Origin of the sequence: Actinosynnema pretiosum (assembly GCF_002354875.1) — a bacterium.
Taxonomy (GTDB): Bacteria; Actinomycetota; Actinomycetes; order Mycobacteriales; family Pseudonocardiaceae; genus Actinosynnema; species Actinosynnema auranticum.
In genome coordinates, this window is the sequence record NZ_CP023445.1 from 6,142,925 (window position 1) to 6,160,362 (window position 17,438).

Consider the following 17,438-nt stretch of genomic DNA (forward strand, 5'->3'; position numbering starts at 1 on the left):
GGGGCCGCGCGGGTACGCCCCGAGCGGCGACCGTTCGGGTGGGCGGGTGGCGCGGACGGGGTGCCCGGAGCCCGGCGGGTAGTGCTTCAGCACTAGTCCCGGACCGGCTCCGGTGATGACGCGCGATGACGTCGCCCGGCGGCAGCATCGGTGTCGTCGGGTCGAGAGGCCCGGCGCCACCGACGAGAGACGGGAAGCAGGGATCGAGTTGCCCACCACCGCGCAGACCGCGACCACGATCGCCCAGCACGCGCAGCAGGACCCGGAGTTCCAGATCTGGGGCATCGCGCTCGGCGGCGGGGTCCTCGTGGTCCTGGCCGCCCTGGTCGTCCTCTTCCTGGCCGCGCTGGTCAGCATCCTCGGCTCGCCGCAGAGCTTCCCGCTCAAGCTGGTGTGGATCGTGATCGTGCTGTGCCTGCCGTTCCTCGGCTGCCTGCTGTGGTTCGCGATCGGCCGGGGCTTCGCCCGCCGCGAGGCCGCCTGCGCGCACGGGCGGAGCGGTCGCCGCTGACCGCCGGTCAGAGCACTTCGAGCGGGTCGACCTTCACCCGCACGGGTTCGGTCTCCTTGCGGGCGCTGCGGACCGACAGCACGTCCGACAGGGACGTCGACAGCGCCCGCCCGTCGCCCCTGGGCACCCGCACCAGCGCCCGCTCGCGCTCCTCGCCCAGCGGCACCGGCCCCAGCACCTCGCCGCGCTCGGGCAGCCGCAGCTCCTCCAGCACGACGGCCAGCGCGTCCGGGGACGCGTCGAGCGTGGCCATCCGCACGGCGGGCGGGAAGCCCAGCTCGGCGCGGGCGGCCAGCTCCTGCCCGGCGTGCCACACCGGGTCCCAGCGCACCAGCGCCTGCACGGGGGCCAGCGAGGACTCGGCGACCACCACGATCCGGCCGCCCCGGTCGCCCCGGCGCACCAGGGCGGCGGCCCCCATCCAGCGGCGCACCGCCTCCTCCGCGGCCCGCAGGTCGGCCCGGCCGAGCAGCGCCCAGCCGTCGAGCAGCAGCGCGGCCCCGTACCCGCCGTCGGCCACCGGCTCCGCGCCGGGCGTGGCCACCACCAGCGCGGGCCCGCCGGGCACCTTCGCCAGCACGTCGTCGCCGCCGGAGGTGCGCACCACGACCCCGGTGAACGCCCGCCCCAGCTCCTCGGCGGTGCGCCTGGCCCCGATGACCTGCCCGCGCAGCCTGCGCGACCCGCACGACGGGCAGCGGAACGCCGCCTCGGTCGCCCCGCACCACCGGCAGTAGGCGGGCCTGGGCGCGCCGTCGCCGCCACCGCCGGGCAGCGCGAGCGGACCCGCGCAGCGCCTGCACCGGGCCGCCGCGCGGCACTGCCCGCAGGCCAGCGCGGGCACGTACCCCCGGCGCGGCACCTGGATCAGCACCGGCGCGCCCGCCGACAGCGCCGCGCGGGCGGCCTCGAACGCGATGGACGGCAGCCGCGCCGAGCGGGCCGCCGGGTCCTTGGCCTCCTGCCAGTCGCCGTCGCCGACCGCGACCACGCGCGGCGCGGCGGCCCGCAGCTCCTCCCGGTCGGCCACGACCTCGTGCGCCCACCCGCTGTCCACCAGCAGCTGCGCCTCGGCGGTGCGGGCGAACCCGCCCACCAGGAACGCGGCCCCGCCCAGGTGGGAGCGCTGCACGAGCACGTCGCGCACGTTCGGGTAAGGCATCCTCGGCTCGGTGTGCAGGTCGTCGCCGTCGTCCCACACCACGACGAGCCCGAGGTCGTTGACGGGGGCCAGGGCCGCGCCGCGCGCGCCCAGCGCGATCCGCACCGAGCCGCGCCGCACCGCCAACCAGCGCTTGTACCGCTCCTGCGGCCCCAGCTCGGCGGCCAGCACGGTCACCGCCGCCGGGTCGACCAGCTTCGCGCACGCCTCGTGCAGCCGGGCGAGGTCCCGGTGGTCGGGCACCACGACCAGCACGCCCTTGCCGGTGGACGCCACGGTCGCGGCGACCTCGGCGAGCCGGGCGGGCCAGTCCTCGGCGGGCAGCGCCTGCCACACGGCGCGCGGCGCGCGGCCCGCGGCCAGCGCGTCCAGGAAGTTGGCCCCGTGCCGGTAGCGGCCCCAGCCGGTGTCGGCGGGCCGCTCGGGCGCGGGCGCGGGGGGTGGGGGCTCGGCGGCCTCGGCGCGGGCGTGCCGGGGCGGGACGGCCATGCGCAGCACGTCGATGAGGGTGCCCGCGTACCGGTCGGCGACCGCGCGGGCCAGCAGGGCCACCTCCGGGGCCAGCACGGGCTCCGGGGACACCACCTTCTCCAGGAAGGCGAGCTTGCGGCCGTACTCGGTGGACTCGGCGCGCTCCAGCAGGTAGCCGTCGACCAGCTGACCGGCGAAGCGGACCCGCACCCGCACGCCGGGCACGGCGACCTCGTCCAGGTCGGTGGGCACCTGGTAGTCGAACGGGCGGTCCAGGTGCGGCAGCGGCACGTCCACGACGACCCTGGCCACGGGCATGGCGGCGGCGGGGACGCGTTCGCCCCGCCTGCTCGCCGCCCTGCCCTGTGCCATGCCCGAATCTCTACCAGAGGGGTCCGACAGTCCCGGACCGCCGGTCCCCCTCCGGGTGGTCCCGTCCGATCAGGCGCCCGCCGCCGCGCGGAGGGCGTCGGCGCGGGAGGTGTCCTCCCACGGCAGCTCCACGTCGGTGCGGCCGAAGTGGCCGTACGCGGCGGTGGGGGCGTAGATCGGGCGCAGCAGGTCGAGGTCGCGGATGATCGCGGCCGGGCGCAGGTCGAACACCTCGGTGATGGCCTGCTGGATCTTGCTCGGGTCCACCGTCTCGGTGCCGAAGGTCTCCACGAACAGACCCACCGGGGCGGCCTTGCCGATCGCGTAGGCCACCTGCACCTCGATGCGGGTCGCCAGACCCGCGGCGACGGCGTTCTTGGCCACCCACCGCATCGCGTACGCCGCCGAGCGGTCGACCTTCGACGGGTCCTTGCCCGAGAACGCGCCACCACCGTGCCGCGCCATGCCGCCGTACGTGTCCACGATGATCTTGCGACCGGTCAGCCCGGCGTCACCCATCGGACCGCCGATCACGAACCGACCGGTCGGGTTGACCAGCAGCCGCACGTCGGAGGTGTCCAGGCCGAGGCCCTCGATCTCCGGGGCCACCACGCGCTCGCGCACGTCGACGCCGAGCAGTTGCTCCAGGTCGATGCCGTCCGCGTGCTGCGTGGACACCACCACGGTGTCCAGGCGCACCGGCTGGTCACCGGCGTACTCGATGGTCACCTGGGTCTTGCCGTCCGGGCGCAGGTACGGCACCGAGCCGTCCTTGCGCACCGCCGTCAACCTGCGCGAGAGCCGGTGCGCCAGCGCGATCGGCAGCGGCATCAGCTCCGGCGTGTCCGTGCACGCGTAGCCGAACATCAGGCCCTGGTCGCCCGCGCCCTGCTGGTCGATGTCGTCACCGGCGTCACCGGTGCGCTGCTCGTAGGCGGTGTCCACGCCCTGCGCGATGTCCGGGGACTGCGCCCCGATCGCCACGTTCACCCCGCACGAGTGACCGTCGAACCCCTTCGCCGAGGAGTCGTAGCCGATCTCCAGGATCTTCTCCCGCACGATCGACGGGATGTCCACGTACGCCTCGGTCGTCACCTCGCCCGCGACGTGCACCTGACCGGTGGTCACCAGCGTCTCCACCGCCACCCGCGAGGTGGGATCCTTGGCCAGCAGCGCGTCCAGGATCGAGTCGCTGATCGCGTCGCAGATCTTGTCCGGATGCCCCTCGGTCACCGACTCGCTGGTGAACAGCCTGCTGCTGTGCTGGCTCACGGCACTCCCCACTACAGAGATCAACGATTGGCTACCTGACCGTCCCGGCGACGCTCCGCACCGCCTCGTGAACGCTCCGAGCTTACTGACGGCCGGGCTCGGGAACCTCTGAGGACGACCGGCCCGCGACCACCGCGTCCCACAGGATGGACGCCAACTGGGCCTTCGAGCCGTGCGGGATGGGCCGCTCGGTCCCGTCCGAGGAGAGCAACCAGCCCTGGTTGTCCTCCCCCTCGAAGGCGCCCCCCGAACCGACGTCGTTGACGACGAGGAGGTCGCACCCCTTGCGCCTGAGCTTCGCCCGACCGTGGTCGAGCACGCTCGCGCCCGCGTCCCCGGTCTCGGCGGCGAAGCCGACCACGGACTGGCCGGGGCGGCGCGCGGCGACCAGCTCGGCCAGGACGTCCGGGTTGCGGGTCAGCCGCACCGGGTCCGGGTCGAGGTCGCCCTTCTTGATCTTGTGCTCGACCAGGTCGACCGGTCGGAAGTCGGCGACGGCGGCGGACATCACCAGCACGTCGGCCCGCTCGGCACGGGCGTGCATCGCGTCCCGCAGCTGAAGGGCCGTGCCCACCCGCACCAGCTCCACGCCCGCGGGCTGGACCAGGTCGGCGGTGTGCGCGGCCACCAGGACCACCTCGGCGCCGCGCTGGGCGGCGACGCGGGCGATGGCGTAGCCCTGCCTGCCGGACGAGCGGTTGCCCAGGAAGCGGACCGGGTCGAGCGGCTCGCGGGTCCCGCCCGCCGAGACGACGACGCGCAGGCCCTCCAGGTCGCGCGGCAGCGCGTCGCCGCGCGCCAGCAGCAACCGGGCCAGCTCCACGATCTCGACGGCCTCGGGCAGCCTGCCCTTGCCGGTGTCCTTGCCGGTGAGCCTGCCGCTGGCGGGCTCGGCCACGATGACGCCCCGCGAGCGCAGCAGCGCCACGTTGTCCCGCGTCGCCGGGTGCTCCCACATCTCGGTGTGCATCGCCGGGACCAGCAGGACCGGGCAGCGCGCGGTCAGCAGGGTGTTGGTCAGCAGGTCGTCGGCCAGCCCGTGGGCGGCCTTGGCCAGCAGGTTGGCCGTGGTGGGGGCGACGACCACGAGGTCGGCCTCCTGGCCGAGCCGCACGTGCGGCACCTCGGGCACGTCCGTGAACACGCCGGTTCGGACCGGCTGCCCCGACAGCGCCTCGAAGGTGGCGGCGCCGACGAACCGCAGCGCCTCCTCGGTGGGCACGACGCGGACGTCGTGGCCCGTCTCGGTCAGGCCGCGCAGGACCTCGCAGGCCTTGAACGCGGCGATGCCCCCGCCCACCCCGAGCACGACGCGGGGTCTGGCGGGGGCACCGGGCAGGTGCTCGGTCACTCGCCCTCGGTGTGCTCGAGGAGGCCGGCGTGGATCTCCCGGAGCGCGATGGAGAGCGGCTTCTCGCGCGGGCCGGGCTCGACCAGCGGGCCGACGTACTCCAGCAGGCCCTCGCCGAGCTGGGCGTAGTAGTCGTTGATCTGGCGCGCCCGCTTGGCCGCGTAGATCACCAGCGCGTACTTCGAGCTGACCTGCTCCAGCAGGTCGTCGATCGGCGGGTTGGTGATGCCCTCCGGCGACCCGGACAGGGGGCCCAGCTCGGTGTGCGTGGTCACTCGTCAACGCTCCTGCGGTCGGTGTTCGTTCAAGCCTCGGTCGTCCCGCGCCTCGCGGCGCCCGCCCGTCCGGGCCCCGACCTGCGGGGCTCTGCGGGGCGGCTCCTGCTGTGCGGACCCGGTGCGCTCAGGCGCCGGGCAGCGGGCCGACCACCAAGTCTAGCAACTTCGTCGCCGCCGAACGCACGTCGTCGTTGACGACGACCTCGTCGAACTCGGGTTCGGCCGCCAGCTCCTGCCTGGCGATCGCGAGCCTGCGCTCGACGACGGCGGGGTCCTCGGTGCCGCGGCCGGTGAGCCGGGCGACGAGGTCCTCCCAGGAGGGCGGGGCCAGCATGACCAGCCGCGCCTCGGGCATGGCGGCCCTGACCTGCCTGGCGCCCTGCAGCTCGATCTCCAGCAGGGAGGGCAGGCCCGACGCCAGCGCGGCCTCCACCGGCGCCCTGGGGGTGCCGTAGCGGTTGCCCGCGAACTCGGCGTGCTCCAGCAGCTCGCCCGCGTCGACCATGCGGTCGAACTCGGCGCCGTCCACGAAGTGGTAGTGGACGCCGTCCAGCTCGCCCGGCCTCGGCTTCCTGGTGGTCACCGAGACGCTGTAGTGCAGCTCGGGGTCCCTGCCGCGCAGCTCGGCCAGCACGCTGGACTTGCCGACGCCGGAGGGACCCGACAGAACGGTGAGGCGGGGCCGGGCGCGAACGCCCGACCCCGCCCCGGTGCCGTCACTCACTCGCCGCTGAACTCGGTGAGCAGCGCCTTGCGCTGGCGGTCGCCCAGGCCCCGCAGGCGGCGGCTCGGCGCGATCTCCAGCCGCTCCATGATCTGCTGGGCGCGCACCTTGCCGACGCCGGGCAGCGCCTCCAGGAGCGCCGACACCTTCATCTTGCCCAGGACCTCGTCGCTCTCAGCAGCCTTCAGCACGTCCTTCAGGGTCGTGCCGCCACGCTTGAGGCGCTCCTTGAGCTCAGCGCGAGCGCGACGAGCGGCAGCAGCCTTCTCCAGCGCTGCGGCCCGCTGCTCCTCGGTAAGCTGGGGAAGGGCCACGATTTCCTCCGTGGTGTGGGAATTTCAATTCTGGATCTGCGTCGCGACCGTACCGAGCGCAATTGCCTGGGTACAACACGGGTCTGTTACCACCCAGTCAGGTAAATCTTCAGCGTTCGGCGGTTGCGGCGGGTGGTAGTAGTACCAACACCCTCCGGAAGAGCCTTCACCGCCACCGGCAATCCCGTGCGCAACACCTGTGTGGTATGCGCCCGTCGGCGGTGCTCCCAACCGGTGGCCGTGACCGTACCAGGCCCCGTTTTCGCAGGTGAGCGGACCACGCTAACCGGGCCGGGATTTGATCGTGATCACACCGTGAACGAGTCCAGGACCCGGCGCGTCGCACCCCGCAGATCGGACACCGAGGGGCCGTGCCTCAGCACGTCCCGAGAGGTCGTGGGGAGCACCCCGCGCAGCTCGTCGCCGAAGAGTTTCCGCAGGTCAGCGACGGTAGCGCCCTGGGCGCCGAAGCCCGGCGCGAGCACCGGGCCGTTGAGCCCCGACAGGTCGACCCCCAACTCGTGGACGGTCGCCCCGACCACCAGCCCGACGTCGCCGAGCGGCGACGCGCCCGCGTTGCGCGCGCCCGCCGCGTCGACCACGGCCTGCGCGACCGCGACCCCGTCCTCGCCCCGCGCGCGCTGCACGGAGGCGCCCTCGGGGTTGGAGGTGAGGGCGAGCACGAACACGCCCCGCCCGGACTCCTCGGCGGCGGCGAGCGCCGGTTCGAGCGCGCCGAACCCGAGGTAGGGCGACAGCGTGACCGCGTCGCCCGCCAGCGGGGAGCCCTCGGTCAGGTAGGCCGCCGCGTAGGCGGCCATGGTGGACCCGATGTCACCCCGCTTGGCGTCGACCAGCACGAGGGCGCCCGCCGACCGCAGATCGGCGATCACGCGCTCCAGCACGGCCACGCCCCGCGACCCGTGGGCCTCGAAGAAGGCCGACTGGGGCTTCACCACGGCCGCCTCGGCCCCGAGGGCCTCGACGCAGGTCAGGGCGAAGCGCTCCAGCCCGGAGGCGTCCTGGGGGAGCCCCCAGGACGCCAGCAGGCCGGGGTGCGGGTCGATGCCGACGCACAGGGGTCCCCGCTCGGAGACCACCCGCGCCAGCCGCTCGCCGAACCTCACGCCTGCCCCCTCAGCGCCGCCTGGAGCGCCTGGAGGGGCCGCACGCCGATGTCACCGCGGATCGCGGCCTCGATGCCGTGCACGGCCGCCGCCGCGCCCTGGATCGTGGTCACGCACGGGATGTCCCTGGCCACGGCCGCGGTGCGGATCTCGTAGCCGTCCACGCGGGGCCCGCTGTTGCCGTACGGGGTGTTGATGATCATGTCGACGCCGCCGCCCAGGATCAGGTCGACGACGTTCTCCTCGCCCTCGAAGTGCTTGCGCACGACGGTGCAGGGGATGCCGTTGCGGCGCAGCACCTCGGCGGTCCCGGCCGTGGCCAGCACCTCGAAGCCCAGGTCGGCGAGCCGCTTGACCGGGAAGATCATGGCCCGCTTGTCCCGGTTGGCCACCGACACGAACACCTTGCCCGAGGTGGGCAGGGAGCCGTAGGAGGCGGTCTGGGACTTGGCGAACGCGGTCCCGAAGGACACGTCGATGCCCATGACCTCGCCGGTCGACTTCATCTCCGGGCCGAGCAGCGAGTCCACGCCCTTGCCCTCGGGGGTGCGGAAGCGGTGGAACGGCAGGACCGCCTCCTTGACCGCCACGGGGGCGTGCGGGGGCAGCTTGGCCCCGTCGCCCTCGGCCGGGAGCAGGCCCTCGGCCCGCAGCTCGGCCACGGTCGCGCCCAGCATGATCCGGGCCGCCGCCTTGGCCAGCGGCACCGCCGTCGCCTTGGACACGAACGGCACGGTGCGGCTGGCGCGCGGGTTGGCCTCCAGCACGTACAGCACGTCGTCCTTGAGCGCGTACTGCACGTTCAGCAGGCCGCGCACCCCGATGCCCTCGGCGATGGCCAGCGTGGAGCGGCGCACCGCGTCCACGTCGGTCTCGCCCAGGGTGATCGGCGGCAGCGCGCACGCCGAGTCGCCGGAATGCACCCCGGCCTCCTCGATGTGCTCCATGACGCCGCCGATGAACACCTCGTGGCCGTCGTAGAGCGCGTCGACGTCGATCTCGATGGCGTCGTCGAGGAACCGGTCGACCAGCACCGGGCGCTCCGGGCTGATCTCGGTGGCGCGCTCGATGTAGCCGCGCAGCGTGTCCTCGTCGTAGACGATCTCCATGCCGCGCCCGCCGAGCACGTACGAGGGCCGCACGAGCACCGGGTAGCCGATCTCGTCGCCGATGGCCTTGGCCTCGTCGAAGGAGTTGGCGGTGCCGTACTTGGGCGCGGGCAGCCCGGCGGCCACGAGGACCTTGCCGAACTCGCCGCGGTCCTCGGCGAGGTGGATGGCCCTGGGCGAGGTGCCCACGACCGGGACGCCCGCGTCCGCGAGGCGCTGCGCCAGGCCGAGCGGGGTCTGGCCGCCGAGCTGGACGATGACGCCCGCGACGGTGCCGGACGCGCGCTCGGAGTGCACGACCTCGATGACGTCCTCGAAGGTCAGCGGCTCGAAGTAGAGCCGGTCCGAGGTGTCGTAGTCGGTGGAGACGGTCTCCGGGTTGCAGTTGACCATCACGGTCTCGTACCCGGCCTCGCGCAGCGCCATGGCCGCGTGCACGCACGAGTAGTCGAACTCGATGCCCTGGCCGATCCGGTTCGGGCCGGAGCCCAGGATCAGCACCTTGGGGCGTTCGCGCTGCTCGGTGACCTCGGACTCGGCGTCCGGGTCGGACTCGTACGCCGAGTAGTGGTAGGGCGTGGCGGCGGCGAACTCGGCCGCGCAGGTGTCGACGGTCTTGTAGACCGGGCGCACGGCCAGCCGGTGCCGCAGCGCCCGCACGCCGTCCTCACCGGCCAGCTCGGGCCGCAGCGCGGCGATCTGCCGGTCGGACAGGCCCGCCCGCTTGGCGCGGCGCAGCAGCGCCTCGTCCAGCACCGGCGCGGACTCCAGCTCGCCGCGCAGGTCGATCAGCCAGGCGATCTGCTCCACGAACCACGGGTCGATGCCGGAGGCCTCGTGGACCTGCTCGACCGTCGCGCCCAGGCGCAGCGCCCGGTCGACGGTGTAGAGCCGTCCGTCGTGGCCGGTCCGCAGCTCCTGCAGGGCCGACGCCAGGTCGCCCTCGGGGTCCGGGGTGGTCCAGAAACCGCCGGACTTCGTTTCCATGGACCGCAGGGCTTTGCCGAGCGCCTCGATGAAACTGCGCCCGAACGACATCGCCTCGCCGACGGACTTCATCGTCGTGGTGAGGGTGCGGTCCGCGCCGGGGAACTTCTCGAAGGCGAACCGGGGGACCTTCACGACGACGTAGTCGAGCGCGGGCTCGAATGAGGCCGGGGTCTCCCCCGTGATGTCGTTGCGGATTTCGTCGAGGGTGTAGCCGATGGCCAGTTTCGCGGCGATCTTCGCGATCGGGAAACCGGTCGCCTTGGAGGCGAGCGCCGAGGAGCGGGAGACGCGCGGGTTCATCTCGATGACGACCATGCGCCCGGTCTGCGGGTGGATGGCGAACTGGATGTTGCAGCCGCCGGTGTCCACGCCGACCGCGCGGATGACCGCGATGCCGACGTCGCGCATGTGCTGGTACTCGCGGTCGGTCAGGGTCATCGCGGGCGCGACGGTGACCGAGTCGCCGGTGTGCACGCCCATCGGGTCGATGTTCTCGATGGAGCAGATGACCACGACGTTGTCGTTGCGGTCGCGCATCAGCTCCAGCTCGTACTCCTTCCACCCGAGCACGCTCTCCTCGATCAGCACCTCGGTGACCGGGGACTCGGCGAGGCCGGTGGCGGCGAGCCGCTCCAGCTCCTCGGGGGTGTGGGCCATGCCGGAGCCGAGGCCGCCCATGGTGAACGAGGGCCGGATGACGACCGGCAGGCCGAGGTCGGCCACGGTCGCGCGGACCTCGTCCATGGTGCGGCACACCGCGCTGCGCGGGACCTCGGCGCCGATCTCGCGCACGATGTCCTTGAACATCTGGCGGTCCTCGCCGCGCTGGATGGCGTCGATGTCGGCGCCGATCAGCTCGACGTCGTACTTCTCCAGCACGCCGCGCTCGTGCAGCGCGATGGCGGTGTTGAGCGCGGTCTGCCCGCCCAGGGTGGCGAGCACCGCGTCGGGGCGCTCGGCCGCGATGACCTTCTCGACGAACTCGGCGGTGATCGGCTCGACGTAGGTGGCGTCGGCGAACTCCGGGTCCGTCATGATCGTCGCGGGGTTGGAGTTGACCAGGGAGACCCGGATGCCCTCCTCGCGCAGCACCCGGCAGGCCTGGGTGCCCGAGTAGTCGAACTCGCAGGCCTGGCCGATCACGATCGGGCCGGACCCGATCACCAGAACGTGCTTGAGGTCAGTCCTCTTCGGCATGTCAGCGGGCCTCGCTCATCAGGGTCACGAACTCGTCGAACAGGGGCGCGGCGTCGTGCGGACCCGCCGCCGCCTCCGGGTGGTACTGCACGCTGAACGCGGGCACGTCCAGGGCGCGCACGCCCTCGACGGTGCCGTCGTTGGGGCAGTAGTGGCTCAGCTGGGCGCGGCCGAAGTCGGTGCCGAACTCCTCGCCGGGCTCGCCCTCCAGGGCGAAGCCGTGGTTCTGCGAGGTGATGGCGACCCGGCCGGACGCCACGTCGATCACCGGGATGTTGATGCCCCGGTGGCCGTAGCGCATCTTGTAGGTCTCGCGGCCGAGGGCGCGGCCGAGGATCTGGTTGCCGAAGCAGATGCCGAACAGCGGGATCTTCCGCTCCAGCACGCCCCTGGTGAGGTCGACGGCGTGCGCCTGGGTGGCGGGGTCGCCGGGGCCGTTGGACAGGAAGACGCCGTCGGCGCCCACCGCCAGCAGCTCGTCCAGGGTGGACGTCAGCGGCAGCACGCGGACCTCGATGCCGCGCGCGGCCAGCATCCTGGGGGTGTTGGACTTGATGCCCAGGTCGAGCGCGGCGACGGTGAACTTGCGCTCGCCGACCGCCTCGACGGTGTAGGGCTCGGCGGTGGTGACGTCGCCCGCGAGGTTCGCGCCCTTCATCTCCGGGGCGCTGCGCACGCGCTCCAGCATCTCCTCGGCGGTGCCCAGCTCGTCGCCGGAGAACACGCCCGCCCGCATGGCGCCGCGCTCGCGCAGGTGCCGGGTCAGCATCCGGGTGTCCACGCCGGAGATGCCGACGACGCCCTGCCGCTCCAGCTCCTCGTCCAGCCCGCGCCGGGAGCGCCAGTTGGACGGCACGCGCGCGGGGTCGCGCACGACGTAGCCCGCGACCCAGATGCGGGTCGACTCGTCGTCCTCGTCGTTCCAGCCGGTGTTGCCGATCTGCGGGGCGGTCTGCACCACGATCTGCCGGTGGTACGACGGGTCGGTCAGGGTCTCCTGGTAGCCGGTCATGGCGGTGGAGAACACCGCCTCGCCCAGCGACGCGCCGCGCGCGCCGTACGCCTCGCCGCGGAAGACGCGGCCGTCCTCCAGCACCAGTGCCGCGCTGCTCATGCCTTGCCTCCCGCGTTCAGGGCGTCCACCCACTGCTCGTACACGTCCTTGTCGTCGCCCCGGAACCCGGTGTCGAGCACCTTGTCCCCGAGCTGCCAGCGCACGACCAGCAGGCCGTCCGCCGTCATCACCTTGTTGGCCAGCCCCCGCGCGGTGCGCGCGCCGCGCACGTCGGCGGCCGGGATCCACAGCGGCGAGGCGCCGTCGCGCTCCACCAGCACGCCCTGCCCGGTCAGCCGCAGCACGGCCTCGGCGCGGTGGCCGATGTCGCCGATCGCGACCCGGTCCTGCCAGTCGTCGCCGATGGTGGTGCCCACGTACACGCCGGTGGTCTCCAGCACCGGCTCGCCCTGCTCGGCGGGCGGGGCGGGGAACCGCGCGAGCACCTGCTCCTGGGCGCGGGCGCGCCTGCGCCAGCCGTGCCACATGCCGTAGGCGATCAGCAGGAACACCGCGAGGCACAGCAGGGCCAGGAGGGTGCGGGTCATGGCTGGATCCTTCCGCTGAGCGCGGTGACTCGCCCGCGCAGGACCGTCGCCACGACGGCGGCGGGGAGCTCCATCCCCTCGAACGGGGTGTTCGCCGCGATGCTGGCGAAGTCGGCCCCGCGCACGGTCCAGCGGGCGTCCGGGTCGACCAGCGCCAGGTTCGCGGGCTCGCCGACCGCGATCGGGCGGCCCTGGTCGGCGAGGCCGCCGATCTCCGCCGGGCGCTCGGACATGACGCGGGCGACGCCGCGCCAGTCGAGCAGGCCGGTGGCGACCATGGTCTCGGCGACCACGGACAGCGCGGTCTGCAGGCCGAGCATCCCCGGCCGCGCGGCGGACCACTCGCAGTCCTTGTCCTGCACGGCGTGCGGGGCGTGGTCGGTGGCGACGCAGTCGATCGAGCCGTCCGCGAGCGCGGCGCGCAGCGCCAGGACGTCGGACTCGGCGCGCAGCGGCGGGTTGACCTTGTTGACCGGGTCGTAGGTGGCGAGCCTGCGGTCGTCGAGCAGCAGGTGGTGCGGGGTGACCTCGGCGGACACCCGCGTGCCGCGCGCCTTGGCCCAGCGCAGCACGTCGGCGGTGCCCGAGGTGGACACGTGGCACACGTGCAGGCGGGCCTCGGCGTGCAGCGCGAGCAGGCAGTCGCGCGCCACGATCGACTCCTCGGCCGAGGCGGGCCAGCCCTGCAGGCCGAGCCGGGCGGCGTTCTCGCCCTCGTGGGCCTGCGCGCCGACGGTGAGCCTCGGCTCCTCGGCGTGCTGGGCGATCACGGCGTCGAGCGCGCGGCTGTACTCCAGCGCGCGGCGCATCAGCAGCGGGTCGTGCACGCAGTGGCCGTCGTCGGAGAAGACGCGCACGCCGACCTTGGCCATGGTGCCGAGCTCGGCGAGCTTCTCGCCCTCGAGGCCGACGGTGACCGCGCCGACCGGGTGCACGTCGACCAGGCCGACCTCGCGCCCGCGCCGGGCCACGTGCTCGACCACGACGGCGTTGTCGGCCACCGGGTCGGTGTTGGCCATGGCGAACACGGCGGTGTAGCCGCCGAGCGCGGCGGCGGCGGACCCGGTCGCGATGGTCTCGGTGTCCTCGCGGCCGGGTTCGCGCAGGTGGGTGTGCAGGTCGACGAAGCCGGGCAGCAGGACCGCGCCGCCGCCGTCGACGACCTGGGTGTCGTCGTCGATCGTCGCGGCGTCGATCGTCGCGGCCAGCTCGGCGATCACGCCGTCGCGGACGAGCACGTCGACCGGCTCGCCCTCGCCGTAGGGGCGCACGCCCCTGAGCAGCAGCGGGTTCACGGGGTTTCCTCTTCGTGTGCGAGCAGGTGGTAGAGCACCGCCATGCGCACGTGCACGCCGTTGCGCACCTGGTCGGTGATGGCCGCGCGCGGCGAGTCGGCGACCGCCGAGGCGATCTCCATGCCGCGCAGCATGGGGCCGGGGTGCAGCACGACCGCGTGGTCCTGCAGCAGGGCCTCGCGGCGCTCGCTCAGCCCGTAGGCGATCGAGTACTCGCGGGCGGACGGGAAGAAGCCGCCGTGCATCCGCTCGGCCTGCACGCGCAGCAGCATGACCGCGTCCTGGCTGGGCAGCTCCGCGTCCAGGTCGTGCGAGACGGCCACCGGCCAGTGCCGCACGCCCTGCGGCAGCAGCGTCGGCGGGGCGACCAGGGTCACCTCGGCGCCGAGCGCGGTCAGCAGGTGCACGTTGGAGCGGGCGACCCGGCTGTGCAGCACGTCGCCGACGATCGCGATCCGGCGGCCGGTGAGGTCCTCGCCGAGGCGCTCCCGCAGGGTGGCGGCGTCGAGCAGGGCCTGGGTGGGGTGCTCGTGGGTGCCGTCGCCCGCGTTGACCACGGACGTGCCCGTCGCCTCCAGCCAGCCCGCGAGCCGCTGGGCGGCGCCGGAGGCCGGGTGCCGGACGATCACGCAGTCGGCGCCCGCGGCGGCCAGGGTGAGCGCGGTGTCGCGCAGCGACTCGCCCTTGCCGACGCTGGAACCACCGGCTGAGACGTTCACCACGTCCGCGCTCATCCACTTGCCCGCGATCTCGAACGAGACGCGGGTGCGGGTGGAGTTCTCGTAGAACAGCGTGATCACGGTTCGGCCGCGCAGCGTGGGCAGCTTGCGGACCTCGCGGCCCAGCAGGGTCCGCTTGAGGTTGGCCGCGGTGTCCAGGATCGCGAGGGCCTGCGCCGGGTCGACGCCCTCGGTGCCGAGCAGGTGCCTCACCGCAGCACCACGCCGTCGCGGCCGTCGGCCTCGTCGAGCAGCACGGCGACGTCCTCGGTGCGCGCGGTGGGCACGTTCTTGCCGACGTAGTCGGCGCGGATCGGCAGCTCGCGGTGGCCCCGGTCGACCAGGACGGCCAGCTGCACGGCCCTGGGGCGGCCGTGGTCGCGCAGGGCGTCGAGCGCGGAGCGGACCGTGCGGCCGGAGAACAGCACGTCGTCGACCAGCACGACCAGGCGGTCGTCCACGCCGCCGGGCGGCAGCGAGGTGGCCTCCAGGGGGCGCGTGGGGCCCCGGCGCAGGTCGTCGCGGTAGAGCGTGATGTCGAGGATGCCCACGGGCACGTCCACGCCGCTGAACTCGCGGATGCGGGCGGCGAGCCTGCGCGCGAGCGGCGCGCCTCGGCTCGGGATCCCCATCAGGACTACTTCGGGTGCGCTGGGTGCATCCAGCGCGGTCTTCTCGATGATCTGATGGGCCATTCGGGCGACGGTGCGCGCGACGTCGCCGGCGGAGAGGATTTCGCGCTCTCCTGCCGGGTCCGTCGCACCACGTTGACGTGGCGCCACGGCTGGACCTCCTTCCCCGCCTCGCCGGACGGGTCCTTAAAGGACGTCGGACACCCGGTGCAGACCGGGCTGACCAGCACCGTATCAGGCCCCGGAGGTCAATCTTCCGGGTGGTCGGAGTGGTCTCGCCCACCTGTCCCAGTGAGATCAGCTTGACCTGGTGACCACGGAGAGCAATCATTACTCTGCGTATTGATCTAAGCCTCCCCTGGGCAGTCCCCTACCGGCTGACGGGGCGAATGAACGGAGAACCGCCACATGGGCGACTACGCCAAGGCGCTGGGGGCAAAGCTCCGCGCGATCCGCCAGCAGCAGGGCCTCTCGTTGCACGGCGTCGAGCAGAAGTCCGGTGGCCGCTGGAAGGCCGTGGTGGTGGGCTCGTACGAGCGCGGCGACCGTGCCGTGACCGTCCAGAAGCTCGCCGAGCTGGCCGACTTCTACGGCGTCCCGGTTGCCGAGCTGCTCCCGGAGGGTCGCGTGCCATCGGGCGCGGAGCCCGCCACCAAGATCGTGATCAACCTGGAGCGGTTGCAGCAGCTGCCCGCCGAGAAGGTCGGTCCGCTCGCCAGGTACGCGGCGACCATCCAGAGCCAGCGCGGCGACTACAACGGCAAGGTGCTGTCGATCCGCACCGAGGACCTGCGCTCGCTCGCGATCATCTACGACATGACTCCCGGAGAGCTGACCGAGCAGCTCATCGACTGGGGTGTGCTGCCTCCCGAGGCCAGGCCGTCCAAGGAGGACTAGCCCCTCCCACCGGCCCGGTGAGCCCGCCTCCGCGCGACGGGGGCGGGTCCGGTCGAGCCGGGCTCCCGAGGCAGGCGCACGGGTCCGCCCCCGTCCCGGCCCGCGGGTCGCGCGTCCGCCCGACGTCCTGGGGGTCGTCGGCGGCGCGGCCGGCGGGCGCTGTAGGGAGCGCTCGCGACGGCGGGCGCCGGGACGCGGCGGGACGAGCGGCGCGCCGCGCGGGCGTCCGGAGGCGACGGTGAGGTCCCGCGCTGGGGTTTTCGCGTTGGGTTTCCGCGCTGAGGTGTCCCGCGCTGGGTTTCCGCGCTGCGCCTGGGGATCGTCGTGGCAGCACGAACAGGCGGTCGCCCCTGGGGCGACCGCCTGCCGGTGTTCCGCTGGGCTAGAGAACGGCCCTGAGCTGGTCCGCGATGACCGCGATGCGGCCGAGCACGCCGTTGACGAACCGGGGCGAGTCGTCGGTGGACAGGCCCTTGGCCAGCTCCACCGCCTCGTCGATCGCGACGGCGTCGGGCACGTCGGCCGCCCACAGCAGCTCGTACAGGCCGACCCGCAGCACGGCGCGGTCCACGGCGGGCATCCGCTGCAGCGTCCAGCCCTCGGAGTGCTCCGAGATCAGGTCGTCGATGCGCGCGCGGTGGGCGGTGACGCCCTCGACCAGCGAGACCGTGTACTCGTTGATCGGCGGGACGTCGGTCGACCCCACCCGGTCGGACAGCAGGGTGACGGCGTCCACACCCCGCTGGTCCGCTTCGTAGATGACGTCGACGGCGCGTTTGCGCGCCTTGGTGCGGGCGCCCATGTCAGCTGCTCACGCGGCCCAGGTAGCGACCGTCGCGGGTGTCGACCTTGATCTTCTCGCCGGTCGTCACGAACAGCGGGACCTGGATCTCGGCGCCGGTCTCCAGGGTGGCGGGCTTGGTGCCGCCGGTGGAGCGGTCGCCCTGCAGGCCGGGGTCGGTGTGCTGGATGAGCAGCTCGACCGAGGTCGGGAGCTCCACGTAGAGCGCGACGCCCTCGTGGACGGCGACGACCGCCTCCTGGTTCTCCAGCATGAAGTTCGCGGCGTCCGCGACCGTCTCGCCGGGGACGTTGATCTGCTCGAAGGTGTCCCCGTCCATGAAGACGAAGTCCGAGCCGTCCTTGTACAGGTAGGTCATGCCCCGCTTGTCCACGGTGGCGGTCTCGACCTTCGTGCCAGCGTTGAAGGTCTTGTCAACGACCTTGCCGGTCAGCACGTGCTTCAGCGTGGTGCGCACGAAGGCGCCGCCCTTGCCCGGCTTGACGTGCTGGAACGCGGTGACGGTCCAGAGCTGGCCGTCGAGGTTCAGCACCAGGCCGTTCTTCAGGTCGTTGGTGGTGGCCACGGTGGTGGACTCTCCTGTTGGGTGTGGGGGCTTGACTGCCGGTGGGCT

The 17,438-nt window shown here is 73.3% G+C and carries 17 protein-coding genes; 2 read left to right on the forward strand and 15 right to left on the reverse strand.

Annotated features, from left to right (window positions below; all coding sequences use genetic code 11):
- The first annotated feature begins 208 nt into the window (after nucleotides 1-208).
- The gene (locus tag CNX65_RS26045; protein ID WP_232520014.1) at nucleotides 209-511 is read left to right on the forward strand and encodes a PLD nuclease N-terminal domain-containing protein; all 303 of its coding nucleotides are present in this window, start codon (nucleotides 209-211) and stop codon (nucleotides 509-511) included.
- 7 nt (nucleotides 512-518) lie between these two features.
- On the opposite strand, the gene CNX65_RS26050 is transcribed toward CNX65_RS26045, so the two are convergent.
- The 13 genes from CNX65_RS26050 to pyrR form a co-directional block, all read right to left on the reverse strand.
- Nucleotides 519-2,516 (reverse strand): primosomal protein N', encoded by a 1,998-nt coding sequence (locus CNX65_RS26050; RefSeq protein WP_096496115.1) that lies wholly within the window; start codon nucleotides 2,514-2,516, stop codon nucleotides 519-521.
- Nucleotides 2,517-2,585: 69 nt separating this feature from the next.
- Nucleotides 2,586-3,788 carry a methionine adenosyltransferase gene (metK, locus tag CNX65_RS26055; RefSeq protein ID WP_177154686.1) on the reverse strand — a complete coding sequence of 401 codons (1,203 nt, stop codon included), beginning with the start codon at nucleotides 3,786-3,788 and terminating at the stop codon, nucleotides 2,586-2,588.
- An 82-nt stretch (nucleotides 3,789-3,870) separates the two neighbouring features.
- The gene (gene coaBC / locus CNX65_RS26060; protein ID WP_096496116.1) at nucleotides 3,871-5,139 is read right to left on the reverse strand and encodes a bifunctional phosphopantothenoylcysteine decarboxylase/phosphopantothenate--cysteine ligase CoaBC; all 1,269 of its coding nucleotides are present in this window, start codon (nucleotides 5,137-5,139) and stop codon (nucleotides 3,871-3,873) included.
- The gene (rpoZ, locus tag CNX65_RS26065; protein ID WP_015103666.1) at nucleotides 5,136-5,414 is read right to left on the reverse strand and encodes a DNA-directed RNA polymerase subunit omega; all 279 of its coding nucleotides are present in this window, start codon (nucleotides 5,412-5,414) and stop codon (nucleotides 5,136-5,138) included. Before rpoZ ends, coaBC begins: the two co-directional genes overlap by 4 nt.
- A gap of 127 nt (nucleotides 5,415-5,541) precedes the next feature.
- On the reverse strand, nucleotides 5,542-6,141 hold the full coding sequence (gene gmk, locus CNX65_RS26070; protein WP_015803944.1) for a guanylate kinase: 600 nt from the start codon (nucleotides 6,139-6,141) through the stop codon (nucleotides 5,542-5,544).
- Nucleotides 6,138-6,455 (reverse strand): integration host factor, actinobacterial type, encoded by a 318-nt coding sequence (mihF, locus tag CNX65_RS26075; RefSeq protein ID WP_015803945.1) that lies wholly within the window; start codon nucleotides 6,453-6,455, stop codon nucleotides 6,138-6,140. Before mihF ends, gmk begins: the two co-directional genes overlap by 4 nt.
- A 308-nt stretch (nucleotides 6,456-6,763) precedes the next feature.
- Nucleotides 6,764-7,582 carry an orotidine-5'-phosphate decarboxylase gene (gene pyrF, locus CNX65_RS26080; protein ID WP_096496117.1) on the reverse strand — a complete coding sequence of 273 codons (819 nt, stop codon included), beginning with the start codon at nucleotides 7,580-7,582 and terminating at the stop codon, nucleotides 6,764-6,766.
- Nucleotides 7,579-10,878: a carbamoyl-phosphate synthase large subunit gene (carB, locus tag CNX65_RS26085; RefSeq protein ID WP_096496118.1), complete on the reverse strand. Its 3,300-nt coding sequence runs from the start codon at nucleotides 10,876-10,878 to the stop codon at nucleotides 7,579-7,581. The genes pyrF and carB overlap by 4 nt, the downstream gene beginning before the upstream one ends.
- Nucleotide 10,879: 1 nt before the next feature.
- Complete coding sequence (gene carA / locus CNX65_RS26090) at nucleotides 10,880-11,992, reverse strand: glutamine-hydrolyzing carbamoyl-phosphate synthase small subunit (protein ID WP_096496119.1); 1,113 nt, start codon at nucleotides 11,990-11,992, stop codon at nucleotides 10,880-10,882.
- The gene (locus CNX65_RS26095; protein ID WP_096496120.1) at nucleotides 11,989-12,480 is read right to left on the reverse strand and encodes a PH-like domain-containing protein; all 492 of its coding nucleotides are present in this window, start codon (nucleotides 12,478-12,480) and stop codon (nucleotides 11,989-11,991) included. Before CNX65_RS26095 ends, carA begins: the two co-directional genes overlap by 4 nt.
- Nucleotides 12,477-13,775, reverse strand: coding sequence for a dihydroorotase (locus CNX65_RS26100; protein ID WP_096496121.1), 1,299 nt, complete (start codon nucleotides 13,773-13,775; stop codon nucleotides 12,477-12,479). Before CNX65_RS26100 ends, CNX65_RS26095 begins: the two co-directional genes overlap by 4 nt.
- Complete coding sequence (locus tag CNX65_RS26105; protein ID WP_096496122.1) at nucleotides 13,772-14,707, reverse strand: aspartate carbamoyltransferase catalytic subunit; 936 nt, start codon at nucleotides 14,705-14,707, stop codon at nucleotides 13,772-13,774. Before CNX65_RS26105 ends, CNX65_RS26100 begins: the two co-directional genes overlap by 4 nt.
- Nucleotides 14,704-15,276, reverse strand: coding sequence for a bifunctional pyr operon transcriptional regulator/uracil phosphoribosyltransferase PyrR (pyrR, locus tag CNX65_RS26110; protein WP_015803952.1), 573 nt, complete (start codon nucleotides 15,274-15,276; stop codon nucleotides 14,704-14,706). The genes CNX65_RS26105 and pyrR overlap by 4 nt, the downstream gene beginning before the upstream one ends.
- A 258-nt stretch (nucleotides 15,277-15,534) precedes the next feature.
- Here pyrR and bldD point away from each other — a divergent pair, with 258 nt between their 5' ends.
- Complete coding sequence (gene bldD / locus CNX65_RS26115; protein WP_015803953.1) at nucleotides 15,535-16,023, forward strand: transcriptional regulator BldD; 489 nt, start codon at nucleotides 15,535-15,537, stop codon at nucleotides 16,021-16,023.
- 382 nt (nucleotides 16,024-16,405) lie between these two features.
- On the opposite strand, the gene nusB is transcribed toward bldD, so the two are convergent.
- Nucleotides 16,406-16,825 carry a transcription antitermination factor NusB gene (gene nusB, locus CNX65_RS26120; RefSeq protein WP_015803954.1) on the reverse strand — a complete coding sequence of 140 codons (420 nt, stop codon included), beginning with the start codon at nucleotides 16,823-16,825 and terminating at the stop codon, nucleotides 16,406-16,408.
- A gap of 1 nt (nucleotide 16,826) precedes the next feature.
- Nucleotides 16,827-17,390 carry an elongation factor P gene (gene efp / locus CNX65_RS26125; RefSeq protein ID WP_096496123.1) on the reverse strand — a complete coding sequence of 188 codons (564 nt, stop codon included), beginning with the start codon at nucleotides 17,388-17,390 and terminating at the stop codon, nucleotides 16,827-16,829.
- Between the last annotated feature and the right edge of the window lie 48 nt (nucleotides 17,391-17,438).